Annotated in this window: 21 protein-coding genes; 8 read left to right on the top strand and 13 right to left on the bottom strand. The window is 67.3% G+C overall.

The window, feature by feature from the left end:
- Nucleotides 1–55: 55 nt before the first annotated feature.
- The 3 genes from NMQ14_RS15000 to NMQ14_RS14990 all read right to left on the bottom strand — a co-directional run bounded on the left by NMQ14_RS15000 (nucleotide 56) and on the right by NMQ14_RS14990 (nucleotide 3,584).
- The gene (locus NMQ14_RS15000; protein ID WP_257097406.1) at nucleotides 56–1,735 is read right to left on the bottom strand and encodes a DUF2341 domain-containing protein; all 1,680 of its coding nucleotides are present in this window, start codon (nucleotides 1,733–1,735) and stop codon (nucleotides 56–58) included.
- 257 nt (nucleotides 1,736–1,992) lie between these two features.
- A complete protein-coding gene (locus tag NMQ14_RS14995; RefSeq protein WP_257097404.1) occupies nucleotides 1,993–2,346 on the bottom strand; it encodes a hypothetical protein in 354 nt (117 codons plus the stop codon).
- A gap of 485 nt (nucleotides 2,347–2,831) precedes the next feature.
- The gene (locus NMQ14_RS14990; protein ID WP_257097403.1) at nucleotides 2,832–3,584 is read right to left on the bottom strand and encodes a pseudouridine synthase; all 753 of its coding nucleotides are present in this window, start codon (nucleotides 3,582–3,584) and stop codon (nucleotides 2,832–2,834) included.
- A gap of 143 nt (nucleotides 3,585–3,727) precedes the next feature.
- On the opposite strand from NMQ14_RS14990, the gene NMQ14_RS14985 reads away from it, so the two are divergent.
- Nucleotides 3,728–4,000, top strand: a complete 273-nt coding sequence (locus NMQ14_RS14985) for a hypothetical protein (RefSeq protein ID WP_257079596.1) — start codon at nucleotides 3,728–3,730, stop codon at nucleotides 3,998–4,000.
- 74 nt (nucleotides 4,001–4,074) lie between these two features.
- Here the strand turns inward: NMQ14_RS14985 and NMQ14_RS14980 are convergent, their stop codons facing one another.
- The 3 genes from NMQ14_RS14980 to NMQ14_RS14970 all read right to left on the bottom strand — a co-directional run bounded on the left by NMQ14_RS14980 (nucleotide 4,075) and on the right by NMQ14_RS14970 (nucleotide 8,282).
- Entirely contained in the window at nucleotides 4,075–4,647 is a 573-nt protein-coding gene (locus NMQ14_RS14980; protein ID WP_257097401.1) for a DUF1415 domain-containing protein, read from the bottom strand.
- Nucleotides 4,644–5,573: an alpha/beta fold hydrolase gene (locus NMQ14_RS14975; protein WP_257097399.1), complete on the bottom strand. Its 930-nt coding sequence runs from the start codon at nucleotides 5,571–5,573 to the stop codon at nucleotides 4,644–4,646. Before NMQ14_RS14975 ends, NMQ14_RS14980 begins: the two co-directional genes overlap by 4 nt.
- Nucleotides 5,574–5,873: 300 nt before the next feature.
- Complete coding sequence (locus tag NMQ14_RS14970; RefSeq protein ID WP_257097397.1) at nucleotides 5,874–8,282, bottom strand: DNA internalization-related competence protein ComEC/Rec2; 2,409 nt, start codon at nucleotides 8,280–8,282, stop codon at nucleotides 5,874–5,876.
- 89 nt (nucleotides 8,283–8,371) lie between these two features.
- Between NMQ14_RS14970 and NMQ14_RS14965 the strand changes: the two genes are divergently transcribed.
- On the top strand, nucleotides 8,372–8,932 hold the full coding sequence (locus NMQ14_RS14965) for a DUF2062 domain-containing protein (protein ID WP_257097395.1): 561 nt from the start codon (nucleotides 8,372–8,374) through the stop codon (nucleotides 8,930–8,932).
- A 34-nt stretch (nucleotides 8,933–8,966) separates the two neighbouring features.
- Here the strand turns inward: NMQ14_RS14965 and lolD are convergent, their stop codons facing one another.
- The 3 genes from lolD to NMQ14_RS14950 all read right to left on the bottom strand — a co-directional run bounded on the left by lolD (nucleotide 8,967) and on the right by NMQ14_RS14950 (nucleotide 11,652).
- Nucleotides 8,967–9,674, bottom strand: a complete 708-nt coding sequence (gene lolD / locus NMQ14_RS14960; protein ID WP_257097393.1) for a lipoprotein-releasing ABC transporter ATP-binding protein LolD — start codon at nucleotides 9,672–9,674, stop codon at nucleotides 8,967–8,969.
- Nucleotides 9,667–10,911, bottom strand: a complete 1,245-nt coding sequence (locus NMQ14_RS14955; protein WP_257097391.1) for a lipoprotein-releasing ABC transporter permease subunit — start codon at nucleotides 10,909–10,911, stop codon at nucleotides 9,667–9,669. The genes lolD and NMQ14_RS14955 overlap by 8 nt, the downstream gene beginning before the upstream one ends.
- A 141-nt stretch (nucleotides 10,912–11,052) precedes the next feature.
- The gene (locus tag NMQ14_RS14950) at nucleotides 11,053–11,652 is read right to left on the bottom strand and encodes a TetR/AcrR family transcriptional regulator (protein ID WP_257097388.1); all 600 of its coding nucleotides are present in this window, start codon (nucleotides 11,650–11,652) and stop codon (nucleotides 11,053–11,055) included.
- A gap of 93 nt (nucleotides 11,653–11,745) precedes the next feature.
- On the opposite strand from NMQ14_RS14950, the gene NMQ14_RS14945 reads away from it, so the two are divergent.
- The gene (locus tag NMQ14_RS14945) at nucleotides 11,746–12,219 is read left to right on the top strand and encodes a nuclear transport factor 2 family protein (RefSeq protein WP_257097386.1); all 474 of its coding nucleotides are present in this window, start codon (nucleotides 11,746–11,748) and stop codon (nucleotides 12,217–12,219) included.
- A 126-nt stretch (nucleotides 12,220–12,345) separates the two neighbouring features.
- Nucleotides 12,346–13,440: an NADH:flavin oxidoreductase/NADH oxidase gene (locus NMQ14_RS14940; RefSeq protein ID WP_257097385.1), complete on the top strand. Its 1,095-nt coding sequence runs from the start codon at nucleotides 12,346–12,348 to the stop codon at nucleotides 13,438–13,440.
- 390 nt (nucleotides 13,441–13,830) lie between these two features.
- On the opposite strand, the gene NMQ14_RS14935 is transcribed toward NMQ14_RS14940, so the two are convergent.
- Together NMQ14_RS14935 and NMQ14_RS14930 are read right to left on the bottom strand one after the other, a co-directional pair.
- Nucleotides 13,831–15,372 carry a glucan 1,3-beta-glucosidase gene (locus tag NMQ14_RS14935; RefSeq protein ID WP_257097384.1) on the bottom strand — a complete coding sequence of 514 codons (1,542 nt, stop codon included), beginning with the start codon at nucleotides 15,370–15,372 and terminating at the stop codon, nucleotides 13,831–13,833.
- Nucleotides 15,373–15,387: 15 nt separating this feature from the next.
- Nucleotides 15,388–17,991, bottom strand: coding sequence for a glycosyltransferase (locus NMQ14_RS14930; protein ID WP_257097383.1), 2,604 nt, complete (start codon nucleotides 17,989–17,991; stop codon nucleotides 15,388–15,390).
- Nucleotides 17,992–18,177: 186 nt separating this feature from the next.
- Here NMQ14_RS14930 and NMQ14_RS14925 point away from each other — a divergent pair, with 186 nt between their 5' ends.
- From NMQ14_RS14925 to NMQ14_RS14915, 3 genes are all read left to right on the top strand, one after another.
- Nucleotides 18,178–18,564 (top strand): hypothetical protein, encoded by a 387-nt coding sequence (locus NMQ14_RS14925; RefSeq protein ID WP_257097382.1) that lies wholly within the window; start codon nucleotides 18,178–18,180, stop codon nucleotides 18,562–18,564.
- 93 nt (nucleotides 18,565–18,657) lie between these two features.
- Nucleotides 18,658–19,383 (top strand): response regulator, encoded by a 726-nt coding sequence (locus tag NMQ14_RS14920; protein WP_257097381.1) that lies wholly within the window; start codon nucleotides 18,658–18,660, stop codon nucleotides 19,381–19,383.
- A complete protein-coding gene (locus NMQ14_RS14915) occupies nucleotides 19,380–20,795 on the top strand; it encodes an ATP-binding protein (protein ID WP_257097380.1) in 1,416 nt (471 codons plus the stop codon). Before NMQ14_RS14920 ends, NMQ14_RS14915 begins: the two co-directional genes overlap by 4 nt.
- A gap of 326 nt (nucleotides 20,796–21,121) precedes the next feature.
- Here the strand turns inward: NMQ14_RS14915 and NMQ14_RS14910 are convergent, their stop codons facing one another.
- Nucleotides 21,122–21,955 (bottom strand): tetratricopeptide repeat protein, encoded by an 834-nt coding sequence (locus NMQ14_RS14910; protein ID WP_257097379.1) that lies wholly within the window; start codon nucleotides 21,953–21,955, stop codon nucleotides 21,122–21,124.
- Between the two features lie 185 nt (nucleotides 21,956–22,140).
- Here NMQ14_RS14910 and NMQ14_RS14905 point away from each other — a divergent pair, with 185 nt between their 5' ends.
- Complete coding sequence (locus tag NMQ14_RS14905) at nucleotides 22,141–24,285, top strand: 4Fe-4S binding protein (RefSeq protein WP_257097378.1); 2,145 nt, start codon at nucleotides 22,141–22,143, stop codon at nucleotides 24,283–24,285.
- Here NMQ14_RS14905 and moaE read toward each other — a convergent pair whose 3' ends face one another.
- On the bottom strand, nucleotides 24,286–24,735 hold the full coding sequence (gene moaE, locus NMQ14_RS14900; protein ID WP_257097376.1) for a molybdopterin synthase catalytic subunit MoaE: 450 nt from the start codon (nucleotides 24,733–24,735) through the stop codon (nucleotides 24,286–24,288).
- Between the last annotated feature and the right edge of the window lie 2 nt (nucleotides 24,736–24,737).

The raw sequence follows: 24,737 nt of genomic DNA, 5'->3' as shown, positions 1-24,737 counted from the left end.
GTAGCCCCCCCGGGGGGCAGCGAACGAAGTGAGCGTGGGGGTCGCATTTCCTGCCTCAACGGCCGTGCGCTTCGGCGACGCGGGTGACGAATTCGTCGACGAAGATCTGCATGTCGGCGCTGATGTTCTTGATGCGCGACGCGAGGTAGTTGTAGCCGAACAGCGCCGGAATCGCGACCGCCAGACCGGCAACCGTGGCGAGCAGTGCCGCCGCAATGCCCGGCGCGATGGCCGTGACATTCACGTCGCCGGCGGCTGCGATAGCCGCGAACACGATCATCACGCCGACCACGGTACCGAGCAGGCCGAGGAAGGGGCCGCCGGAAATCGCGATGGTCAGCAACACCATGCGCGCGTTGAGCTTGTGCGACTCGCGTACCAGATCGGCATCGATGGCGGCCTTGATCGCGTCCATCGATGCACCGGTCAGCCCGGCCGCTTCGCCCTGGCTGTCGAAGCGCTTGCGGATTTCGCGCAGGCCGGCGCCATACAGGCGGAACAGCGACGAGTCGCCGTACGCTTCACCCTTGTCCAGCAGCAGGAAATCGCCGGCGGCCGAGCGGAAGCGGTTGATGAAGCCGCGGTTCGCCTTGTCGATGCGCGTCACCTGCATCGCCTTGTCCACCATGACCCAGGCGCTGATCAGGAACATGACGCCGAGGATGATGATGACGACCCAGGCATCAACCGTCAGATTGTCCACCAGCACGGCGAAATGGCTGTGACCGCCTTCGGATTCGGCCACCTCCTCGCGCACCGCGACGAAGGTAGCGTCGGCACCCTGCCCCAGTGCGGCCAGCTTGATCCAGTCCGGGCCGCGCACCGTGTTCGCAAGTTGCAGTTCGTCCAGCTCACCGGTGTAGCCGTCGCCGATGACGACGTCGGCCTGCTCCGCTGTCAGCGCAACGTCGATGCTGCCGGCCGGCTGACCATTTATATAGAGGGAGGCCTTGCCGCCGCCGACCGTTGCCGCGACGTGCTGCCACACGCCCGGCTGCAGCGTACCGCCGGCCAGACGCGTGGCGCCGATGTTCAATGCCAGCGCGCTGTCTTCGATCTTCACCGTCAGCGCGCCCTGGCCGTACAGCGTCGCCTGCTGCGGCAGCGTGGCCGGCTTGATCCAGGCCGACATCGTCCAGGCGCCGCCGGCGGTCGTCGCCAACGGTGCGCCAGCCCCGATCGTGATGGGCGTTCCGCCGAAAATGGCGGCATCGCCAAGCAGCGCCGCCTTCTGGATCTGCACGGCACCCTGTGCCACCAGCGCGCTGGCCGAAGAATCGGCCAGCGGTGCGGTTTCCGAAAAATGCCACACGCCGACCGTCGAGGCGTCATACGTCGCCTTGCTGTCCTGCGCGCCGCCGACGGCTGCATTGCCGAAGTAGGCGTACAGCGTGGCCGGTGCGTCGCCAGCAGCGATCAGTGGGACCTGCACCCACACCACGGCCAGTTCGTTCAGCGCGTCATAGCGTTCGATGTGGTGCTTCAGCACCGTCTTGTCGTCTGCCGTGACAAAACGGATATCCGAGCCGTCGTCCTTTGCGGCGAGAAAGTCGAAATTCCCGCTGTGCAGGCGGATTGCCACCGGAATCGAATTCTGCGGCGCCGTGATCGGCACGCCCGCAGCGCTGGTATCCAGCGTGACAATTCGGCGCGCGGTCCACGCTTCGTCCCACCAGGCGTTGGCAAAAGAGGGGATAAGCGCCGCGAAGGCGCCGAGAGCAATCAGGGTTTTCATGGCAGGCGGGGATAAGTTTCAGCGCCGATTGTCGGGGCGGAACATGTCCATGCCGTGACATGAAATATGGACATTGATAGTCCGATCGGACTATCAAGAGCATCAATTCCTGCTGCGCCGCATCACGGCTGGCGCAGCCGCTTCGCTTCACGTGAAAAGAGAAGCGGGCTGATGACAGCCCGCGAGAAGATGCGCCATTGCGACGGTTGCGCTGCGCACCGGATCGCCCCTTGGCGATCCGGTGTTGCAAGTCCGCATCAGATGGCGGAGTGGTCTGCGGGCGCCTGCGCGCTGCGCATCGGCGCTGCGCGCCCCGAAGTGAAGCCGCGCAGCACGCCCGGCGCATAGATCGACTCGTGGTTGATCACGAGACCGTCGAACGACTTGCCCGCCGGTGCCTGACTCAGCGCACGCAGATAGGCCGGGTCATACGTCGACTCGTGCGCCACCACGTCGCGGGTCTCGGCACGCCCGCCCAGCGCTCCCTTGTCCGACAGGCTGCTCAGGTAGCCCGGTTCATAGATGGATTCATGGGTGGTCGTGGTGCCGGCAAACGAGGCGGAAGAAACGGTCAGGCCGGCAAACATCAGGACAGCGATCATCTTGTTCATGGCAAAGCTCCTTTGAGGTTGGGTAGGCAGTCGCCCGGTTTCGGGTTGAGCGGTGTGCTCTCGACGCTTCCCTCTCAGCAGCTTGTGTGCCAGATGCGGCCAATAATTTTTATTAATTTAAAAACAAATAGTTAAGCCATTAAAATCTTTCATCCGTGAAATTTCACGGGCGCATCCTTCCGCGAAATTCCGCGGATCCGCGATATGTCGCGGATCCGCGGCGGTGATCAGTTGCCGGACGTGGGGACGGCGAGGTGTTGTGGGAGCGGCGGCCCCGCCGCGATCGTGCCGCGACCGTCGCTGTGCGAAGTGCGTATCGCGGCGAGGGCGGAGCGGGGGTTTCGGCGAGCATTGCTCGCCGCCCGCAGAGCCGGCTGGCCATGCAGGGCCAGCAGTGGATCGCCGCTCCCACAAGGGCCGCTCCCACATCGGTCGCCCCACAGGGGCCACTCCCTCAGGGCCGCTCATACAGGAGCTGGCCGGCACTATGGCAGATCCCACCCGAATGCCTCCCCCAGCCGCTCGAACGCTTCTCCCGGATCGCATTGCAGCGTGACCGGATCACCGCTGACCGGATGCCGCACTTGCATATGTATACAGGCGAGCATCAACCGGCTCACGCCCCAGGCGGACGCAAAGTAGCGGTTGTGCACGCCCTTGCCGTGGGTCGAATCGCCGATCACCGGATGCGCGATGTGATTCATGTGGCGCCGGATCTGGTGCGTGCGGCCGGTCAGCGGCAGCGCTTCGACCAGCGCATAGCGGCTGCTCGGGTAGCGATCGACCATGACCGGCAGTTCGACCGTCGCCAGCCGTCGGTAGCGGGTCAGCGCTGGTTGCACCTCGACGGGGTCCGCGCCCTCGCGCGCCGCGCGCGGGTCGATCGCGTCGATCACGCGACGCAGCGGATGGTCGATCACGCCCGCCTCCGACGGATGGCCGCGCACCAGCACGAGGTAGCGCTTGTCCGGCGTGTGTTGCGCGAACTGGTCCGCCAGCGCGTGCGCCGACACCGCGTCGAGCGCGAACACCAGCACCCCCGACGTGCCGCGGTCCAGCCGGTGCACCGGCCACACCCGCCGGCCGATCTGGTCGCGCAGCCGCTGCACCGCAAATTCGGTTTCGTGCCGGTCCAGCGCGGTGCGGTGCACCAGAAGACCGGACGGCTTGTTGATCGCGACCATGACGTCGTCGCGATAGATGACTTCAAGCGGAATGTCGGGCAGGGAGACAGTCACGGACAAGTCGGTTCGGGTCGTCGGAGAAGCGGCGCATCTTCGCATGCGATTGCACTGCAGCATCGATTGAGGAGAGCGGGCGTGCGAGCGGTGCTAGATTGAAGGTGTGACTTCCTAATGCTTCACCCGCCAGGAGGACTGCCATGAACGACGTAGACGTCAATCAGTACATCGTCGATCTGACCAATCACTCGAACCGGCTGCGCCTCGAGTCGGCCGTGCCGGGCCGCCAGATGAAGGTGGTGCTGCGCCACGCCCGGGATGCGTCCCAGCCGGCCATCCACGGCGCCGGTCTGGTCAGCGCTGACAAGAAAGTGTTTTCGATCGATGTCGTCACGCCGGCCGGCGTGCACCGGCTTTCGCACAACTGGCCGGAACTGAGCGCCGAACTGGCGAACTTTTCGGAAGTTGATTGAGCCGCATCGGACTGAAGCACCTTCGATTGCACCGCACCCGGCCAGCCCATGGCTGACGGCACGACTTCCGCGAGTCAGGACTTCGAGCCGGACGATGACCGGAGCCCGACCGGCAGACCGAGCGCGCGCCAGCCGTCGAGGCCCAGCTTTTCCAGCGTGTCGATGTTGCGCTCGTAGATGCTTTCCGCTTCCGGGAAGGCATCGACCGCGCGCGTGACGCTGGCTTCGCGCAACAGGTGGATGGTCGGGAACGGCGCCCGGTTGGTGAAATTGCCGATGTCGTCCGGTTCGGTGTCGGCGAACTGCCACAGCGGATGGAAGGCAGCGACCTGCAGCACGCCCTCGTGCCCATGCTCGGTCACCGCGTCGTCGACCAGATCGAGCACGTCGTTGAAGTCGAGAAAATCCTCGAGCAGCGAGGCATGCATGATCAGGGTGGTGTCGGTGTGCTGCGGATCGGCGGCGGCCAGAAATTCGATCTCGCGGTCGATATCCTCCAGATAGCCGTCGAGATGTGTCGCTTCGCTGACCACGTAGCGTACCTGTTCCTTCACATACACCGCCTTGGCGAACGGACACAGGTTGAGGCCGATCACGGCCTTCTCCAGCCAGTCGCGCGTCGCGGCAATCACTTCATCTTTCGTCATGCGGCGAAACCTTCGGTCAGGAATTGTTCGATCGGAGCGGTCTGTGCCGTGTCCATGAACATAGGCGCGTGTCCGACGCCGGCGATTTCGAGCGTGCGGGCTTTCGGTCCGCGTGCAGCCATCTGCGCCAGCGTGTCGCGCGTCAGCAGATCCGATTCGGCGCCGCGTACGCACAGCGTCGGGCAGCGGATGGCCTCGTATAGATTCCACAGTTCGATATCGCCGAGAAACAGCATGGCCTGCATCGGCTTGGCGATGTCGGGGTCGTAACCCATTTCGAAGCCGCCATCGGCGACGGGACGTGTCGAATGCACGGTGAGATGGCGCCACTGCGCGTCAGTCAGCGGCCCGAACGGCGCGCTGACCGTACGGATGTACCGGTCAGCCTCGTCCAGGCTGGCGAACTTCGGCGCCTTGCCGACGTACTCCGCGATGCGCCGCAGGCTCACCGAAGTGACCACCGGCCCGACGTCGTTGAGCACCATGCGGCTGATCGGCGACTGCGGCAGCGCAGCGAGCGCCATGCCGACCAAGCCGCCCATCGACGTGCCGAACCAATGCACCTCTTCGACGCCGAGGCGCGCGATCAGCGTCACCATGTCGCCGACGTACTGCGGCACGCCGTAATTCGCAGCGTCAGGCAGCCAGTCGCTGCGACCGCGTCCGACCACGTCCGGGCACACCACGCGATAGTGCCGGGCGAGCTGCTGCGCGAGGAAGTCGAAGTCGCGCCCGACCCGGGTCAATCCATGCACGCACACCAGCACGCGCGGATTCACCGGGTCGCCCCATTCCGCATAGGCCATGTGATGCAGCCCTTTCGGATTGGCGCACTGCACGCTGTGCAGACGCGGCTGCGCGTCGCGTGGCGCAGGCGGCGCACCGCCGAACCATGCCCGCAATCTGTCGATGACACCAGTCGCCATTGATCAAGCCCTGTTTGAAAATGCACCTGCGGTGATTCACGATGGGCGCTGCGGGCGGCAACGGATCTGATTAATGTGGGAGCGGCGATCCACTGCTGGCCCTGCATGGCGAGCCGGCTCTGCGGGCGGCGAGCAGTGCTCGCCGAAACCCCCGCTCCGCCCTCGCCGCGATACGCACTCTGCACAACGATGGTCGCGGCACCATCGCGGCGGGGCCGCCGCTCCCACAAGGTCCAGTCCCACAGAGCCGCTCCCAGAGAGGCCGCTCCCGCAGAGGCTGTCCCCACCAACCCGCTTCGTTCATCGAGCAACCGCCCGCTGCTCGAAAACCCGATTGTGCCAGTAGCGCACGTCGATCTCGCGACTCGCGCGGCGTTCGATGCCGTTGTCGGTGAAATCGAAGGCCACGGCGCCGTGGGCGTCGCTGCGCCACTGCACCGTGCCCTGGTCCGCATACCGTTGCTGCACTTTCGGATGCGGGTGATTGAAGCGGTTGCGGTAGCCCACGGCATGCACGACGTCGCTGGCGTCGACCGCCTCCACGAAGGCTTCCGTCGACGATGTGCGGCTGCCGTGATGCGGGCTCACCAGCAGATCGGCGGCCAGCGGCGCAGCCGCCTCAAGCAGCGCCGCTTCACCGTCGGCCAGCACATCGCCGGTGATCAGTGCCGACCCGTGGGCGCTGTCGATGCGCAGCACGCACGACAGCGCGTTGCTGCTGCGTGCACCGGCTGCGACCGCGCCGGGCGGCGGATGCAGCATCGCAAAGCGCACACCATCCACCGTCCAGCGCTGGCCGGCAGCGCAGTCCCGCGTGTCGGGCCGCGCCCGTCGCAGCCCGTCGTGTGCGGGCACCGACGACAGCACCTCGCCCACCGGCAGGCCGGCGAGCAACGATGCGGCGCCACCTGAATGATCGCTGTCGGCATGGCTGACGATCAGGGTGTCGAGGCGCCGCACACCGATCGCCCGCAGATAGGGCAGCACGAGCCGCCCGCCGGCATCGGCTTCGGCGCCGTAGCGCGGGCCGGTGTCGAACAGCAGGTCATGCTGCGCCGTCTGCACATGCACGGCGAGCCCCTGGCCGACGTCGAGCACGACCACATGCATGTCGCCGGCCACCGGCCGGGTGTCCTGCGTCATGAAGAGCGGCAGCATCAGCGGCACGGCCAGCGCACGTCCGGGCCAGCCGCGCGGCGCCAGCAGGTTCGCCGCACCGAGCACCCCGCACGCGACCGCCCAGCCGGCCGGTGCCGCGGCATGCCACAACACCCAGTCGGGTGCGACCAGCCGCTGCACCGCCCACATCAGCACGGCGGTCAGCGCATGCGCCAGCCACAGCAGTGCATCGAGCGGCACTACGATGGCGATCAGCACCAGCGGCGTGATGACCACGCTGACCAGCGGAATCGCGAACAGGTTGATCAGCGGCGACACGAGCGACACCTGACCGAATAGCGCCATCATCGGCGGCGCCAGGCCGAGCGTGATCGCGGCCTGTGCGCCGAGCCAGCTGCGCACCGGATGCGGCGTTCCCAGATGGCCGGCGGCCGCGTAGAACAGCAGCGCCACCGCGCCGAACGACAGCCAGAAGCCGGGGTTCATCACCGCCATCGGGTGCAGCGGCAACACGACGCACACGGCCAGCGCGAGCGCATTGAAAGGTGACGAGAAGCGCCCGGCCAGCAACGCCACCCCGGCGACCGCCAGCATGATCAGCGTGCGCTGCGCCGGAATGCCGAAACCGGCCAGCGCGCAGTAGGCGGTGGCGGCGATCAGTCCCGCGACGATGCCGGCACGCTGCGCAGCACAGCGCAGCGCAAGCGCGGGCACCCGGCGCCAGAGAGCGGACACCAAAAGACCGGACAGCGCCGCCACCATCGTGACGTGCAGCCCGGAAATCGACACCAGATGTGTCAGGCCGGCGCGTTCGAACAGATCCCAGTGTGCCGGCGGGATCGCCCGCTGGTCGCCGATCGCCAGCGCGATCAGCACGCCGGCCCATTGCCACGCCGGCTCCTCGGCCAGCGCGTCGTCCTGCATCACCACCGTGAAACGCGACCGCACCGCGTCGCGCTGCGCGTCGATCCATGCCGTGAGCCCGCCCGCCCGTTCGCTGATCAGCCGCTGCGCCTGTCGTCCTTCGCCGCCGGCACGTACATGACCGGTCGCGCCGATGCCGCGCTCGAACAGCCAGGCTTCGTAGTCGAAGCCGTGCAGATTCATGTTGCCGTGCGGTCGCTTCAGGCGCACCCGCAGCTGCCAGCGGCTGCCGGCCTGCAACAGCGGCGTCGCTTCCGAACCCGGGGCATCGGCGTGACGACTGTCGTACCAGGTCAGGGCGATGCGCCGCGGCACGCCGGACGGCGCCTGCTCGACTGCGAAATCAAAGCGCTGACCGCGCTCCACCCGCTGCGGCAGCCCTGCGATCACGCCAGTCAGGTCGATGTCCTGTCCTTCGAGCGCGTGCGACAGACGGTTGGCCAGCGCGACATGCCCCGTTGCGCTGGCCCACACGAAGGCGGCCAGTGCAACCGAGATGCAGAGGGCGCTGTCGGATGCAGCGCGCGCGAGTCGGGTTGAAGCACACAGCGCCAGCAGCAGCGCAAGGGCCGACAGGCCGTAAAGCATGGCAGGCGCGGGCAACCCGGCCTGCTGCTGGGCGAGCCAGGTACCGGCAACAAGCAACAGCGCGACAGGCAGGATCATGACGATGGATTATCCCGTCACACGTCCCGGAAGTCATTCGAACCACACCATTGCCATGCCGTCACGACGGCAGCGGATAATCCGCTCCGATGAAAAAGATCTTCCGGAAGTACATCCCCGACACCGAAACCCTGCGCCGCAATCGCTGGTTGGCACCCTTCGCCGACTGGCTCGGCCATCCCAGGCTGTGGCACCTGAACCGACACAGCTGTGCCGGCGGCGTGGCAGCCGGGCTTTTCGCGGGGCTGATTCCAGGGCCGCTGCAGATGCTGTTTGCCGCCGGGCTGGCGGTGCTGCTGCGCGTGAACCTGCCACTGTCGATGGCGGTCACCTTCTACAGCAACCCGCTGACCATCGTGCCGCTGTATGCCTTGGCCTGGGGTTATGGTCGTTTGGTGATGCCGCTGCTGGGGCTGACGTTGCCACCCGGCGCGAGCTTCCACGCACCGCATATCCCCGAAGGTTCCGGATTTGGCGGCTGGATCCGCGCCTTGTTCGACTGGGTGATGGCCCTGGGCGAACCGTTGCTGATCGGCCTGCCGCTGCTGGCGGTGACGCTGGCCGCGATCGGTTACGTCACGGTGCTGGGCCTGTGGCGCTGGCACCTGTTGCGCAGCTGGCGCGCGCGGGCGCAGCGGCGCAAGGCATGATCATGCCGGCGCGGATGCAGCGCTCGCAGCGCCGTCATCTTGCATCTTCGATCTTGTGTCTTGAATCGGCCTGAAGCCAGCCGTCGACCAGCCGCACGATGCGGTCCGCCCGTGCGGCGAGCCGCTCGTCGTGGGTGACGATGACGAAGCTGGTGCCGCGGGTGCGGCTCAGCGTCAGCATCAGGTCGAACACGCCGTCGGCGGTCTTGCTGTCGAGATTGCCGGTCGGCTCGTCGGCCAGCACGCAGGCCGGCTGGGTGACCAGGGCGCGCGCGATCGCCACGCGCTGGCGTTCGCCGCCGGACATTTCGCCCGGCTGATGCTCCACCCGGTGCGCCAGCCCGACTTCGGCCAGCATGGCCGCCGCGGCTTCGCGCGCCTGCGGCCGTGACTGGCGGCGGATCATCAGCGGCATGGCGACATTGTCGAGCGCGGAGAACTCGGCCAGCAGATGATGGAACTGGTAGACGAAGCCCAGCGAGCGGTTGCGCAGCGCACCGCGCGCCGCCTCGCCCAGCGTCGAATACTGCTGGCCGAGCAGCGACACGCTGCCCGAAGTCGGCGTGTCCAGCCCGCCCAGCAGGTGCAGCAAGGTGCTCTTGCCCGATCCGCTGGCGCCGACGATGGCCACGCGCTCTCCGCGCAGCACCGCCAGATCGACACCGGACAGCACCGGCACTTCGACCTTGCCCTGATGGAACACCTTGGTCAGCCCCTCGCACTTCAGCACGACCTCATTCATAGCGCAGCGCCTCCGCCGGCTGCACGCGCGACGCGCGCCAGCTCGGGTAGAGCGTCGCGGCCAGCGTCAGCAGCCCGCCGATGACGGTCACCGTCAGCACGTCGGACCACAGGATTTCGGAAGGCAGCTCGGGAATGAAATACACCTCGGCCGACCACAGCGACACGCCGGCGACGGCTTCGATAGCCGGCACGACGATATCGAGGTTGGACGCCAGCGCCACGCCGCCGGCCACGCCGAGCAGCAGGCCGCCGCCGCCGATGATGGCGCCCTGCACGATGAACACCGCCATCATGCTGGCCGGACTGGCACCCAGCGTACGCAGGATGGCGATGTCCGCCTGCTTGTCGGTCACCACCATGATGAGCATGGATACGATATTGAACGCTGCGACGGCGACGATCAGCATCAGGATGATGAACATCATGTTCTTCTCGATCGCAATGGCGCGGAAGAAATTGGCGTGCTGGCGCGTCCAGTCGCCGACCAGCAGACCGTCGCCCGACATCTGCGCGTGCAGATCGCGCGCCACGCGCGGCGCGTCGAACAGGTCGCCCAGCTTGAGCCGCACGCCCGACACGCGGTCTTCCATCCGGTACAGCGTCTGCGCATCCTGCATGTGGATCAGCGCCAGACTGGCGTCGTACTCGAAATGCCCCGCCTCGAACACGCCGACCACGGTGAATTGCTTCAGCCGCGGCAGCACCGCCGCCGGCGTCACCAGACCCTGCGGCGCGATCAGCGTCACCTTTTCGCCGACCTGGACGCGCAACGCGCGCGCCAGTTCGATGCCCAGCACCACGCCGAATCCGCCCGGCTGCAGGTCGGCGAGATGGCCGGCGCGCATGTGCTGGCTGAAATCGGCGACGCCATCTTCAGCCGCCGGCAGCACGCCGCGCACCATGGCGCCGCGCACCGTCTGGTCGAAGCTCAGCATGGCCTGCTCGCTGACATAGGGCGCTGCGGCCTTCACGTCGGTGTTCTGCAGCGCGCGATCGGCCACCTGCTGCCAGTCGGTCAGTTCGTTGTCGTAACCGGTGATCTGTACGTGTGACGCCACGCCGAGGATACGGGTGCGCAACTCCTTCTGGAATCCGTTCATCACCGACAGCACCGTGATCAGCGCTGCAATGCCCAGCGCCAGACCGAGCGTGGAAATCAGGGAAATGAAGGAAATGAAGCCGTTGCGCCGTTTCGCCCGCACATAGCGCAGGCCGAGCAGGATTTCATAGTTCATGGGGCAAGGATGGTACCGGTATCGGCGAGGGCGCGTCGTCCGTATCCGCTGACACGGTGGGTGGAATGATTGGCGGGGTACCACGCCATGGGCGCTGTCCCGGTGGGAGCTGTCCCTGTGGGAGCCGCTCCCACAAAAACCTCACTGCTTGCCGCCGGCATCGGAAAGAGTGCGCGCAAACACCCTGTGCAGCGCGCCGCACGCGGCGTCGGCACCCTCCATCTGCGCCCGCACGATGGCGCCTTCGATCGCCAGAAGCAGGTCGGCGGCCACGTCTCCGGGACGGGCCAGACCTGCCTCGGCGCACTGCTGTTCGATGCGCGCAGCCAGTTCGCGCTTGTGCGTCACGGTCATCGCCGGCGCGTCGGGTCCGGCTTCGGCGTGACCGTTGATGAAGGCGCAGCCGCGGAAGCCGGGGCTGCGGAACCAGTCATCGAGCGCGTCGGGCAGCGCAGCGAGCCAGTCGCGCGGCGCACTCAACCCGCCGAGCCGACCTTCCAGCCAGGCCATCCAGCGCGCATGGCGCAGGTCGAGACAGGCGTCGATCAACGCCTGCTTGGACGGAAAGTGACGGTAGAAGGACATCTTGGCCACGCCCGACTCGGCGATGATGCGGTCGATGCCGGTGGCGCGCAGGCCTTGCCGGTAGAACAGCCGGTAGGCCGTTTCGAGCACGCGGGTGCGCGCGTCCTGATCCGGCTGCGGGCCGGAGCCGGCGAGGTCGTCAAGGGTGCAAGTCATGCGCACATGTTGACAGACAGACCTGTCTTGTTCAAGGATGTAGACAGATCTGTATCGCCACGTTTTTTCGACCCCTGTTCGATGGAGACCGACATGACCGACGCCCCCCGCCCGCCGCTGCCGCCCTTCACCGCCGACACCGCCGCACAGAAGGTGCGCGCCGCCGAAGACGGCTGGAACAATCGCGACCCGCACAAGGTGTCGCTCGCCTATACGCCGGACAGCCGCTGGCGCAACCGCTCGGAATTCATCAACGGACGCGCCGGAATCGTCGATTTCCTGACCCTCAAGTGGGCGAAGGAACATGAATACCGGCTGATCAAGGAGCTGTGGTGCACCGGCGGCAACCGCATTGCCGTGCGTTTCGCCTACGAATGGCACGACGCCGACGGCCAGTGGTTCCGTTCCTACGGCAACGAGAACTGGGAATTCGACGAACGTGGCCTGATGGCGCGCCGCCACGCCAGCATCAACGATCTGCCGATCAGCGAAGCCGATCGGCTGTTCCGCTGGCCGCAGGGTCGCCGACCCGACGACCACCCGGGGCTGAGCGAACTCGGACTCTGATGCTGCGCTGACTTTTCGTCACCGCTTTTTCGTCACCGCCCTTTCGTTCTTTCGCCGACCTGACGGTGGCGCGCCCGGGCCGCCGTCAGGGATACTGCACACCTCCGTCAACACGCCCCCTCCCCCATGTCCAGCCTGCTTTTCCAGCCCTGCGCCCTCGGCCCGCTGCAGCTTCCCAACCGGATCGTCATCGCACCGATGTGCCAGTACTCGGCGCAGGACGGCTGCGCCACCGACTGGCATCTGATGCATCTGGGCCAGCTGGCGCTGTCCGGCGCCGGCCTGCTGATCATCGAAGCCTCTGCAGTCGAGCCGGAAGGCCGCATTTCGGCGCAGGACCTCGGCCTGTGGTCGGACGCCAACGAAGCGGCGCTGGCACGCGTGCTCGACGCGGTGCGCGCGTATTCGGCCATGCCGATCGCGATCCAGATCGGCCACGCCGGACGCAAGGCATCGGTCGCGCGGCCCTGGGAAGGCGGCGCACAGATCGCACCCTCGGCCGGAGGCTGGCAGACCGTGGCGCCGTCGGCACAGCCGCATGCACCGGGCGAACACCCGCCGGTCGCCCTCGATGCCGCAGGCCTCGAGCGCATCCGCACAGCGTTCGCCGACACCGCCCGCCGCGCGGCGCGGCTCGGACTGGATGCGATCGAAGTGCATGCCGCGCACGGCTATCTGCTGCACCAGTTCCTGACCCCGCTGGCCAACGCACGCGGCGACGAATACGGCGGTTCGCTCGACAACCGCATGCGCTTTCCGCTCGAAGTGTTCGACGCCGTGCGTGCCGCCTTTCCGGCCGACAAGCCGGTCGGCGTGCGCATTTCCGCCAGCGACTGGGTGGACGGCGGCTGGGATGTCGATCAGAGCGTCGTCTTCACGCAGGCGCTGAAGGCGCGCGGCGCGGCGTACATCCACGTGTCGAGCGGCGGCGCCTCGCCACTGCAGCAGATTCCTGCGGTGCCCGGCTACCAGGTCGCGTTCGCCGAACGCATCAAGCGCGAAGGCGGCCTGCCGACCATCGCGGTCGGCCTGATCACCGAAGCGGAACAGGCCGAAGCCATCCTCGCCAGCGATCAGGCCGATCTGGTCGCACTCGCCCGCGCCATGCTTTACGACCCTCGCTGGCCCTGGCACGCCGCTGCGAAGCTGGGCGCGCAGGTCGACGCCGCACCGCAGTACCTGCGCTGCCAGCCGAGGGAATTCAAGACACTGTTCCGCTGAATGCAAGAAGGCGGCGAGAAGCCGTCTCACTTCAGGTCGAGTGCCGTGGGAGCTGTCTNCGACGCCGCACCGCAGTACCTGCGCTGCCAGCCGAGGGAATTCAAGACACTGTTCCGCTGAATGCAAGAAGGCGGCGAGAAGCCGTCTCACTTCAGGTCGAGTGCCGTGGGAGCTGTCTCTGTGGGAGCGGCGATCCACTGCCGGCCCTGCATGGCCGGCCGGCTCTGCGGGCGGCGAGCAGTGCTCGCCGAACCCCCCGCTCCGCCCTCGCCGCGATATGCACTTCGCACCGCGATGGCCACGGCACTGATCGCGGCGAGGCCGCCACTCCCACAGGGCCGGTGCCAATCTCAGCGCGGGCGCCGCTCCCCCCTGCGGGCCTGCTTTGGCTCAGTACCCTCGTTCCCGACGCAGCACGAATGCACTCGCCATGACGAGCGTGAGCGCGAGCCAGGCGAGTGCCTGCGGATTGCGCCAGTCGGCGAGCCAGGCGACGGCACTGCCGATCACCGCGACGGCGGCAAACAGCTTGCCTTCCGGCAGATAGGGCAAAGGCGCCAGCCGCGCGACGGCGGCGGCCAGACCCCACTGCACCGCCGGCAGCAGGAACAGCAGGAAGGGAAAGTCGCGGTAGCGACCGTCGACGGCCAGCAGCAGACCACTGAACGCGAGTCCGAACAGCAGCACCCGGGCCGCAAGGCGCACCGCCTCGCCGGGGCGACCGTGCAGTGTCCAGGGCAGCGCGGCCCACATCAGCCAGCCGGCCGCCGCGACCACGCCCATGGCGGCCCATTCGAGCGGGCTGCGACAGGCCAGCGCGAGATATTCGAACTGCAGCGGTGCGATGACACCGGCCAGCACGCCTGACACGGCGAACGCGACCGTCGCGGCCGGCCGGCGCACGCGGCCCAGCGTCGACAACACGAGTGCCAGCGCCAGACCCGCCGCACCGGCAACCAGCGGCTGCGGCCCGTCGACCCGCGCGGCCAGCGGCCCCTGCCAGGCAAACTTGGCCTGGCCGTCCGAATCGAGCAGGCCCCAGAAGCCGCCCACCGTGCCCTCCAGCCGGCGCTTCCACGGCTGGTCGAAAGCTTCGATCAGGTTGTACTGCCAGCCGTGCGTCTGCGCGGCGATGACGAATTCGCGCAGGTAGCGCGCCTGTTCGAGCACGCCGGGGCGCGCGCCGTCGCGCTGCTTGCCGACACTGGGCCAGCCGGTTTCACCGATCAGCAGCGGCTTGTCGAAGGCGGCGTCGACCGTCTTCATCACCTCTTCCACATGGGCAATGGCGCGGTCGATCGGCTGTGGCTCGTCTTCCCAGTAGGGCAGCACATGCACGGTGACAAAGTCGACCGACTGCGCGAGGTCCTTGTTCATCAACCAGAACTCCCACACATCGGCGTAGGTGACCGGCACATTCGTCGCGGCCTGCGCGCGTTCGATGTAGGAACGCATGGCGTCCGGCGTCTGTTCCCGCCGGAGCAGCACTTCGTTGCCGACGATCAGGCCGCGCACGACGTCCGGATGGCGGTTTGCCAGTTCGATTGCCTGCGCCAGTTCGCGGTCGTTCTTCAGTTTGTCGCCGCCTATCCAGGCGCCCAGCAGCACCTTCAGGCCGTGCTTGCCGGCCAGTTCGGGCACATGGTGCAGGCCCTGGTCGACCGAATACAGCCGCACGCAGCCGGAAATTTCAGCCAGCCGCGCCAGATCGGCGTCTATCCGCTCGCGCGTGACGCGGAAGTCCGGCTGCAGCGGCGATTCACCCGGGCGGTAATAGGGCGCGTAGGACACGCACTGCAGCAGACCCGCATCCGCCGGCACGTCGGCCAGCGGCTGCGCCACATTGCGCTGCCACAGCCAGACCGCCAGCAGCACGAGGACGAGGACATGGACGAGCGCAAAGCGCACCCAGCGCGGCGCGGAACGGTTCATGCGTTCAGTGACCGGTCACGCGGCCTGGGCCTGCGCTGGCAGTGGCTCGGCTTTTTCCGGCAACTGGGCGATGAACTGGCAGCCCACGGCGGCCAGGTAAGGCAGCGACTGCAGACCCAGCATGGTCACCCACAGCACGACTTCGATGTTCTGCGTACCGCGCAGCATGATCATGGCCCAGGCGGCGGCGATCAGCGCCACCAACAGATACATTTCCTCGCGGATCGGCTGGAAGAACTTCGCCAGACCGCTTTCGCCCCTGCCCTTCGCCGTGCGCAGGAACACGCCGCGCTTGTGCGTCAGACCGGCAATCACGCCACGCGCGATCGAATGCGACAGACCGAGGCTGACCAGCGACGCACCCGCAATATCAGCCCACGGACAGTCCATCGCGCGCCGGTACAGGATCGGACCCATCGCCGCCTTGGCGACCAGCAGACCGAGCACCGGCGCCAGCATGATGGTGACCGGCAGCGAAAACAGCTTGGGCCAGATGAGCATCGCCGCCGTCCAGGCGATGGCACCCATCGCGAACACCAGTTGCAGCGCGTCGCCGAACCACGAAAACCAGCCGGTGATGAAGTGATAGCGCTGCCCGCTGTCGAGCTTGCTGTGACCGAACAGCGAACGCCAGTGGCCCTTCAGTATCTGCATTGCGCCGAACGCCCAGCGGAAGCGCTGCGACTTCAGCGCCGCAAAGCTGGCCGGCGTCAGGCCGCGGCCGAACACGCGGTCGATATAGCGCAATTCGTCACCGTTTTCGAGCAGGCGCAGGCCCAGCTCGGTGTCTTCGCAGATGCACCACTCCGACCAGCTGCCCGAGCTTTCCAGGCGCGAACGGCGCACCAGCGTCATCGTGCCGTGCTGGATCAGCGCATTGCGCTCGTGGCGATGGTGCATGCCGATGCGGAAGAAGCCTTCGAATTCCCAGTTGCACATGCGGCGGAACGGGTGGCGTTCCCATTCCCGGTGCGCCTGCGGCGCCTGCACGACGGCGACCTTTTCGTCGTGGAAGTGCGGAATCAATGCACTGAGCCAGTCCGGCGTAACCACGTAATCGGCGTCGACCACGCCGACCACGGTGGCCCGCGGGTCGGTCTGCTTCAGGCCGAAATTCAGCGCGCCGGCCTTGAAGCCGGGCCACGGCGACAGATGGAAGAAGCGGAAGCGCGGGCCCAGTTCGGCCATGCGCGCCTCGACCGGCTTCCACAGCGCCTCATCCTTTGTGTTGTTGTCGATCACCAGCACTTCGAAGTTCTGGTAATCCATGGCCGCCAGACTGTCGATGGTGGCAATCACCATTTCGGGCGGCTCGTTGCAGCAGGCCAGATGCACCGATACGAAGGGTTGCTGCTCGGGCGGCAGCGGCGCAGCCGCCTTGTAGGCGCGGCGCCAGCGCGCCTTGAAGAACACCTCGGCAAATTCGAAACCATTGGTCAGCAACACGCCCGCGGTCAGCATGACGCCGAACACCAGGCCGATCAGCGCCGTGAGATCGCGCAACGTGAAGTAATAATCCGCCGGCAGCCGGGCCGAAATGACGATGGCGGTGACGCAGGCCTGCACCAGCACGCACATCCACAGCAGGCCGAACATGCTCATGCCGCGCTGCGCGAGGCACAGCAGCAGCATCGGCACCAGCGCAAACACGGTGGCCACGACAGCGTCGTCGATCCAGCCGCTGTTGCGGTCCACGCTGCCTTCGAGCGGGAACTTCAACTGACGGTCGGCGTTGAACATGCCCCAGTAGGCACCGGCCCAGCCTTCGATCTCGATCTTCCACGGCTGGTCGTAGGCTTCGATCAGGAAGTAGTCGAGGTTCTTGCACAGCGAGCGGTACAGGAACTCACGCACGAAGCGCGCCTGGTTCTCTTCCGATGCCACCGCGGCCTGGATGGTCGGCCCCTTGCTCGGCCAGCCGATTTCGCCGATCAGGATGGCCCTGCCGGGAAAGGCGTCGAGCAGCTCCTGATAGCGCGCCATCGCGTAATCGACCGCCTTGTCCGCCGGCACACCCTCGTGATACGGCAGCAGGTGCACGGCCAGATAGTCGACGTGATCGGCCAGTTCGGGGTTCTTCAGCCAGACATGCCAGGGCTCGGCGGTGGATACCGGAAGATCGGTCGCCTCGCGCACCTCGTCCAGGTACTCGATCATTTCCGGAATCGTCACGTCGGCGCGCAGCAGCGACTCGTTGCCCACCATCAGCCGGTCGATGTTGCCATGCAGACGCGCGTCCGCCAGCAGCGCGCCGATCTCGCGGCGGTTGCGCACCTTGTCGGTATCGATCCACGCACCGGCCGTGACCTTCAGGTCGTTCTGGCCGGCCAGATCCGACACCTCCGGGTTTTCGGTCGAATTGTAGGTACGGATGCGATGGGCGATGCCGCCGAGTTGCGACAGATCCTGCGCAATCTCGTCGTACGAGGGATAGATGCCGCGCAGCGGCGTCTGGTCACGGCGGTAGGGGCTGTACGAGAAGCCGTCGATATAGTCGAGCGGTTCGACCAGACTGACCGGCCGGTTCATCACCGCCCAGAGGCCGAAGTGGACCGCGGCGACGCCGCCCGCCACGAACAGCGCCATCAGTATCCGGGCGAACGAAATCTGTCTTTTCATGCGCGGTGTGCGAACGCGCCCTGAAGCGTCGGACGCGGAATTTCCGGTAAGGTTGGGGTGTGCACAAGTCGCCTTTCTGACGTGTCGTACATCTCTTCGAACGACCTGTTGTTGCAGCGCGGCGATGCTAACACAGCGAAAATCCCTTGCCCTGTGGCGACGGACTCCGCCTACACTCCCTCGCCCATGAACCGACACCTGTTCCACCGCAATACGCCGGTCACCGGCCTCATCGTCGCCTTCGCCGCCGCCGTCGCGGCCAGCGCTGCGCTGCGTTACGGACTGATGGAATCCGACGCGCTGCACGGTCTGTGCGCAGCGGCCAGCGACGACTGGCGCTGCGCTGCAAGGCGCTACGCGCCGCAGCTGTTCATCGACCAGCGCATCGGCTGGCTGGCGCTGGCGTCCGGCGCACTGGCCATGGCGACGCGCATCCCCGCGCTGACCGCGGCGGCAGTCGTCAGCGGCGGCGCCGGCCTGATCCTGTACAGCGCCGACTACGCCGCCGCCGGACTGCTGCTCGGCCTGATCGCGCTGGCATCGACCCGATCACGACGCAATCACGCGCACTGACTGCGCAGTGCAATTGTTAACAGCGCGTAAACCGGCTGTGTGGATTTGTCGGCTTTGCATGCGGACGGCCGGCAAGCCGCTAAGCTTGCATGCATGAACACCGCCAATCCCAAGCCGCGCATCCTGGTCGTCGATGACGACCCCGACCTGCGCGAGCTGCTGCGCGACTATCTGGGCAAGCAGGACATGGACGTGCGCACCGTGGCAGACGGCCCGGGCCTGCGCGCCGCACTCGCCCACGAAGCGTGCGACCTGCTGATTCTCGACGTGATGCTGCCCGGTGATGACGGGCTCGCGCTGTGCCGCGAAATCCGCGCGAAATCGCGCCTGCCCATCCTGATGCTGACCGCGCGAGGCGACGAGCTCGATCGCATCATCGGTCTCGAAATGGGCGCCGACGACTACCTGCCCAAGCCATTCCACCCGCGCGAACTGCTGGCACGGGTGCGCAGCATCCTGCGCCGCGCGCCGGAACATCCGGACGGCGACGGCACGGTGCGCACGCTGAAATTCGCCGGCTGGACACTCGATCTGGGTGCCCGCCACCTGGTGGACGCGCAGGGCGTCGTGACACCGCTGTCGAGCGGCGAATTCCGCATGCTGAACGCGCTGGCCGAAAGCCCCAACCGCGTGCTGTCGCGCGACCAGCTGATGGACGTGCTGGCCGGTCGCAGCGCCGGTCCGTTCGATCGCACGGTGGATGTGATGATCAGCCGGCTGCGCCGCCGGCTCGGTGACGACGGGCGCGAGCCGCGCATCATCCGCACGCTGCGTAGCGAAGGCTATGTGCTGTCGGTGCCGGTGGAGAAACACGTTTGAGCGCTTTCTTCTTTTCGCGCCTGATGCCGCGCACGCTGTTCGGCCAGATCCTGCTGACCTTGCTCGGCGGACTGCTGGTGGCCAATGGCATCGGCCTCTGGCTGGTGGTGGACGACCGCGTGCGCCTGTCGCGTCAGGTGCGCAGCGAATATGCCGCGACGCGGGTGGCCGAATCGATCGCGCTGATCAACGACACCGCGCCGGCCGGCCGGGCCCGCCTGGTGCGACTGCTGGAAAGTCCGAGCACCGCGCTGTCGCTCGACGAACCCTGGTACGACGACGCACGGCCGGTGGACGAGGACTTCGAAGCGTTCGCCAACAAGGTGAATGAGCGCATCGCGGGCCGCCACATGCATCAGGTGATCACGCTCGAACGCGGCACGGTATCGCCGGATGCGCCCGCAGGTGACGCGCTGCCGCTGCGCCCGCCGCCCCCGCCAGCCCTGGCGCGGCTGCTCGCCAAGCCGCATGCGCACAATGTGTCGACCCAGGCGCGGCTGAACGACGGCACGGTGCTCACCTTCCGCTATTCGCCGCCACTCGCGGTGGCCGAGCGGCCGCTGCGCATCATCGGAAGCCTGCTGCTGGTGGCCATCGTCGTCAGCCTGCTGTCGATCTGGGTGGTGCGCCGGCTGACCCGGCCGCTCGACATGTTCGCGCGCGCTGCCGAAGGACTGGCGCGCGACCTCGAACAGGCGCCGCTGGGCGAATCCGGTCCGCGGGAAGTTGCCGGCGCCGCCCGCGCCTTCAACAGCATGCAGCGCGCGCTGCGCACGCTGATCCACACCCGGGCGCAGGCGCTGGCCGGCGTGTCGCATGACCTGCGCCTGCCGATCACCCGGGTGCGACTGCGCCTCGAACAACTGCCCGAAGGCGCGGTACGCGACGCCATCGAGCGCGATCTGGCTGACATGGAAACGCTGATCGACGACACCCTGGCCTTCCTGCGCGCCGGCGACAGTTCGGAAGCGGCGGCCCCCACCCGGCTCGACGCGCTGGTCGAAGGTGTGGCCGACGACATCGCCGCACTGGGCGCCGATATCGAAGTGAACGGGAGCGTGGCGCAGCCGGTCATCGTGCGGCCGTCGATCACCCGCCGCTGCCTGGCCAATCTGATGGACAACGCGCGCCGCTACGGCAGCGGCAAGATCCGCGTCACCGTATCGGGCACCGCCACCGAAGCACGGGTGGACATCGACGACGACGGCCCGGGCATTCCGGATGCCGAACGCGAGCGGGTATTCGAACCCTATGTGCGGCTGGAGGCGTCGCGCGCCCGCCACACCGGCGGTAGCGGCCTGGGCCTCGCCATCGCCCGCGCCGTCGCGCGCGCGCAAGGCGGCGACATCACGCTCAGCCGCCGCCCCGAAGGCGGGCTGCGCGCCAGCCTGGTGTTGCCGATCGCGCCCTGAAGCCGCCGGGCGCCGGGAGTTGTCCCAGTGGGAGCGGCCCTGTGGGAGCGGCGGCCTCGCCGCGATCAGTGCAGCAATGGCCACATTGCAGCGTGCGTATCGCGGCGAGGGCGGAGCGGGGGTTTCGGCGAGCATTGCTCGCCGCCCGCGAAGCCGGCTGGCCATGCAGGGCCAGCCGTGGAACGGAGCGGGGGTTTCGGCGAGCACTGCTCGCCGCCCGCAGAGCCGGCCGGCCATGCAGGGCCGGCAGTGGATCGCCGTTCCCACAGACCGCCCCGTTCCCACAGGGGGCATTCCAGGGGAATCTGCGCGCAGTCGATCGATCGCTACTTGCGCGCCTGCAGTGCCTCGACCGCGGGCGGGTAATTCTGGTCGGCCGAACTGCGCAACCAGCGCATCGATTCGTCGCTGTTGCGCGACTGACCGGCGCCGGTTTCGAGCATGACCGAGAGTGCGAACTGCGCTTCCGCTTCGCCTTTTTCGGCCGCGACACGGAACAGCCGCGCAGCTTCGGCCAGATCACGCGGCACGCCGCGGCCCGATTCGTAGGCCCAGGCAAGCCGGGTCACGCCGCGCGGGTCGCCCGCATCGGCCAGTGTCCTGTACTGCGACACGGCATCACCATGCCGGCCATCGGTTTCGAGTTTCCGGGCGTCGGCCAGCGCGCGATCGGCCGCACTGCCGCCCGGCGCATCGCCCGACAGTGCGGCAAGCTGGGTCACCGCTTCCTGATCGCCGCCGTCGGCAGCGACCTTCAGCCAGCGCCGCGCGCCATCGGGGTCAGGCGCGCCGAGCTTGCTGGTCTGCAGCAGCAGGCCGAGGCGCAGCGCTGCGTTGCGGCTGCCGGCCAGCGCCCCCTGTTCGTAACGGTGGCGCGCCTGCTGCGGGTCGCGCGGCTCGCCCAGCCCGTCTTCGGCCAGGATGCCCAGATTGAACCAGGCCTCGCCGCTGCCGCGCTCGGCCAGTACGGACCAGATGCGTTTGGCGTCGTCGTAGTGCGCCATCTTGAATTCCGCGTAGCCCTTGTAGAGGCCCCACGAGGGCTTGCGGATAGCTTCGTCGATGTCCGCTTCGGTCAGCGCAAACGCCGATATCGGCAGCAGACCCAGCGCCACGGCGGCATGAAGCAGGAAGCGCGGTCGAAAGCGTTGGATGGTCATGATGCAGGTTCTCCGCGGTGGTCAGCCCGGCCGCACCGACAGGATGCAGCAGCGGTTTTCGGGTATGTCATGTTTCCTTGACAGCTTAACGCACGAAGGAGTTTCCCTTCGACGTCGGATTTCGATCCGGCCGACGTGTGCTAGCGTCGCGAACCATCGCTTCACGAACTGCACCCCGCCGCACGATGACATCTTCCCTGTTCGGTCCGATCCGCTTCGTGCTGGCCGCCGTGTCTGCCAGCGCGCTGTGCTTCATGTTGTCCTGTGCGCCCGCCGTCGCCGGCGACATGACGCTGGAGGCTCTGTCGGCGCGCTTTCCGCCGCCGCTGCACGTGCAGCCGAAGCTGACCGACATTCCCGCCTGGCCGATCACCAGCGAACTGGAACCGGAAGGCGGGCCGATCGGCTATGTGTTCGAGTCGATCGATCTGGCACCCATCCCGGGGTTCGAAGGCACGCCGATGAACCTGCTGGTGGCGATCGACCGCAAGGGCAACTTCATCGACGTATCGGTGCTGCGACAGCACGAACCGGTGTTCCTGAGCGGCCTGGGCGAAACGCCGCTGAACGAGTTCGTGCGCCAGTACGCCGGCAAGAACCTGCGTCAGGATTTCACCGTGTCGTCGGCCTACGGCAACACGAAGACCGGCGCTGCCGACAACCGCGTGGTGCTGGACGGCGTCACCAAGGCCACCGCGTCGGTGCGCATCGTGAATCAGACCGCACTGGCCGCCGGGCTGGCGGTGGCACGCGCCAAGCTGGGTTTCGCCGACCCCGGCACACGCGGTCCGCCCGCCGAAGTGCGCAGCGATGTCTATGAACCACTGGACTTTCCGGTGCTGGTCGAGCGCGGCCTGATCGGGCGTCTGCGCGTGACACACGCCGAGGCCGAAAAGCTGTTTGCCGGCACCGAAGGCGAAGGCGTCGACGATGACGCGCTGCGCAGCCCCGGCGACACGCTGATCGAACTTTACGTCGCCTACCTGAATGCGCCGACCATCGGCCGGACGGTGCTGGGCGATGCACGCTACGCCGATCTGATGAAGAAGCTCGAACCGGGCCAGCATGCGCTGTGGTTCGCCAGCACCGGCCGCGATGCGGTGCTTGACGACAGCTTCGTGCCCGGTACCGCGCCGCCGAAGCTGCAGCTGACCCAGGGCGACTACCCGGCGGAGATGCGCGATCTGGTGTTCGAGCACCCGGCGCCGCCCGGGGCACCCGCCTTCAATTCATCGGGCGTGTTCCGCGTCTATGCCGCATCCAATCTTGATCCGGCGCAACCGCTGCAGGTCACGCTGACGCTGACCCGCGCCAAGGGCATCATGCTGCCGCGCATCACCAACCAGACGGTGGCGCTCGACTACGCGCTGCCCGAGCAGCTGTTCGTGTATCCGCCGAAGCCGCTGCCGGAATGGCTGATCGCCTGGCAGGGCCGCTGGCCTGATCTGGCGCTGATCGGCGCCGCGCTCGTGCTGCTGTCGGTGGTGCTGGCGAAACCGCAGTGGATGGCGAAGGATGCGCGCCGGCTGGTGGTGTTCCGCAGCGGCTTCCTGCTGTTCACGCTGGTGTTCATCGGCTGGTATGCGCAGGGCCAGCTGTCCATCGTGCAGATCACCGGCGCGATCAAGACGCTGGTCGCCGGCCAGAGCCTGAAGAGCTTCCTGTACGACCCGGTATCGCTGCTCATCATCGCCTTCACGCTGGTGACTTTCTTCATCTGGGGCCGCGGCACCTTCTGCGGCTGGCTGTGCCCGTTCGGCGCGCTGCAGGAATTCGTCGCGATGGCGGCACAGAAGCTGCGCGTGCCGCAGATCCGCCTGCCCGCGCGGCTCGCGCGGGTGCTCGACCGCGGCCGCTACGTCATCCTGCTCGTGCTGGTGGTGGCGGCCGGCGTCGCGCCCGATCTGGCGACCGGGCTGGTCGAGGTCGAACCGTTCAAGACCGCCATCACGGTGGGATTCGACCGCACCTGGCCCTATGTCGCATGGGCGGTCGGCCTGCTGCTGGCCGGCGCGTTCAGCTACAAGTTCTTCTGCCGCTATGTGTGTCCGCTCGGCGCGGCCATGGCGCTCGGTGGCAAGCTGCGCCGCTTCGACTGGCTGGCGCGGCGGGTGGAATGCGGCAAGCCGTGCCAGACCTGTCGGCACCGCTGCCAGTACGACGCGATCGAGCGCAGCGGCGACATCCGCTACGACGACTGTTTCCAGTGCCTCGACTGCGTCGGCATCCACGCCGACGAAAAACGCTGCGCGCCGGTGCTGCTGTATGCGAAGAAGGGCCGCACGGTGAAGCCCTTTCCGCTGCCCGTCAGGGTCGAAGGCGGCGCCTGATCAGTCCCAGCGCCGGGCAGCGCTGTCGTCGGTGTCGCGCGCATCGACCCACCGGCTGCCGTCAGGGGTGTCCTCGCGCTTCCAGAACGGTGCGCGCGTCTTCAGGTAGTCCATGATGAATTCGCACGCCGCGAAGGCTTCACCGCGGTGACTGCCGGCGACGATGACCAGCACGATGCGGTCGGCCGGTTGCAGCAGGCCGACGCGATGGATCACGCGCACCGCGAGAATGTCCCAGCGCGACTTCGCCTCGACGACGATCTCTTCCAGCGCCGCCTCGGTCATGCCCGGATAATGTTCGAGCGTCATCGCGTGCACGCCCGAACCGTCGTTCATGTCGCGCACCAGACCGGTGAAGGTGGCCACCGCGCCGACGTCGGTGCGGCCGGCCAGCAGCGCGTCGATTTCGGCGCCGATGTCGAAATCGGCTTCGCGGATACTTACGCTCATGC

Origin of the sequence: Methyloversatilis sp. XJ19-13, assembly GCF_024580155.1 — a bacterium.
Classification (GTDB): Bacteria; Pseudomonadota; Gammaproteobacteria; order Burkholderiales; family Rhodocyclaceae; genus Methyloversatilis.
This window is presented reverse-complemented; position numbering and strand designations above follow the sequence as displayed.

Excerpts from the sequence above, each read along its gene's own strand:
- NMQ14_RS14920 (WP_257097381.1), top strand. The coding sequence starts at position 18,658 with ATGAACACCGCCAATCCCAAGCCGCGCATCCTGGTCGTCGATGACGAC.
- NMQ14_RS14950 (WP_257097388.1), bottom strand. The coding sequence starts at position 11,652 with ATGACTTGCACCCTTGACGACCTCGCCGGCTCCGGCCCGCAGCCGGAT.
- NMQ14_RS14925 (WP_257097382.1), top strand. The coding sequence starts at position 18,178 with ATGAACCGACACCTGTTCCACCGCAATACGCCGGTCACCGGCCTCATC.
- NMQ14_RS14910 (WP_257097379.1), bottom strand. The coding sequence starts at position 21,955 with ATGACCATCCAACGCTTTCGACCGCGCTTCCTGCTTCATGCCGCCGTG.
- moaE (WP_257097376.1), bottom strand. The coding sequence starts at position 24,735 with ATGAGCGTAAGTATCCGCGAAGCCGATTTCGACATCGGCGCCGAAATC.
- NMQ14_RS14935 (WP_257097384.1), bottom strand. The coding sequence starts at position 15,372 with ATGAACCGTTCCGCGCCGCGCTGGGTGCGCTTTGCGCTCGTCCATGTC.
- NMQ14_RS14970 (WP_257097397.1), bottom strand. The coding sequence starts at position 8,282 with ATGATCCTGCCTGTCGCGCTGTTGCTTGTTGCCGGTACCTGGCTCGCC.
- NMQ14_RS14975 (WP_257097399.1), bottom strand. The coding sequence starts at position 5,573 with ATGGCGACTGGTGTCATCGACAGATTGCGGGCATGGTTCGGCGGTGCG.
- NMQ14_RS14985 (WP_257079596.1), top strand. The coding sequence starts at position 3,728 with ATGAACGACGTAGACGTCAATCAGTACATCGTCGATCTGACCAATCAC.
- lolD (WP_257097393.1), bottom strand. The coding sequence starts at position 9,674 with ATGAATGAGGTCGTGCTGAAGTGCGAGGGGCTGACCAAGGTGTTCCAT.
- NMQ14_RS14930 (WP_257097383.1), bottom strand. The coding sequence starts at position 17,991 with ATGAAAAGACAGATTTCGTTCGCCCGGATACTGATGGCGCTGTTCGTG.
- NMQ14_RS14980 (WP_257097401.1), bottom strand. The coding sequence starts at position 4,647 with ATGACGAAAGATGAAGTGATTGCCGCGACGCGCGACTGGCTGGAGAAG.
- NMQ14_RS14965 (WP_257097395.1), top strand. The coding sequence starts at position 8,372 with ATGAAAAAGATCTTCCGGAAGTACATCCCCGACACCGAAACCCTGCGC.
- NMQ14_RS14955 (WP_257097391.1), bottom strand. The coding sequence starts at position 10,911 with ATGAACTATGAAATCCTGCTCGGCCTGCGCTATGTGCGGGCGAAACGG.
- NMQ14_RS15000 (WP_257097406.1), bottom strand. The coding sequence starts at position 1,735 with ATGAAAACCCTGATTGCTCTCGGCGCCTTCGCGGCGCTTATCCCCTCT.
- NMQ14_RS14945 (WP_257097386.1), top strand. The coding sequence starts at position 11,746 with ATGACCGACGCCCCCCGCCCGCCGCTGCCGCCCTTCACCGCCGACACC.
- NMQ14_RS14995 (WP_257097404.1), bottom strand. The coding sequence starts at position 2,346 with ATGAACAAGATGATCGCTGTCCTGATGTTTGCCGGCCTGACCGTTTCT.
- NMQ14_RS14940 (WP_257097385.1), top strand. The coding sequence starts at position 12,346 with ATGTCCAGCCTGCTTTTCCAGCCCTGCGCCCTCGGCCCGCTGCAGCTT.
- NMQ14_RS14905 (WP_257097378.1), top strand. The coding sequence starts at position 22,141 with ATGACATCTTCCCTGTTCGGTCCGATCCGCTTCGTGCTGGCCGCCGTG.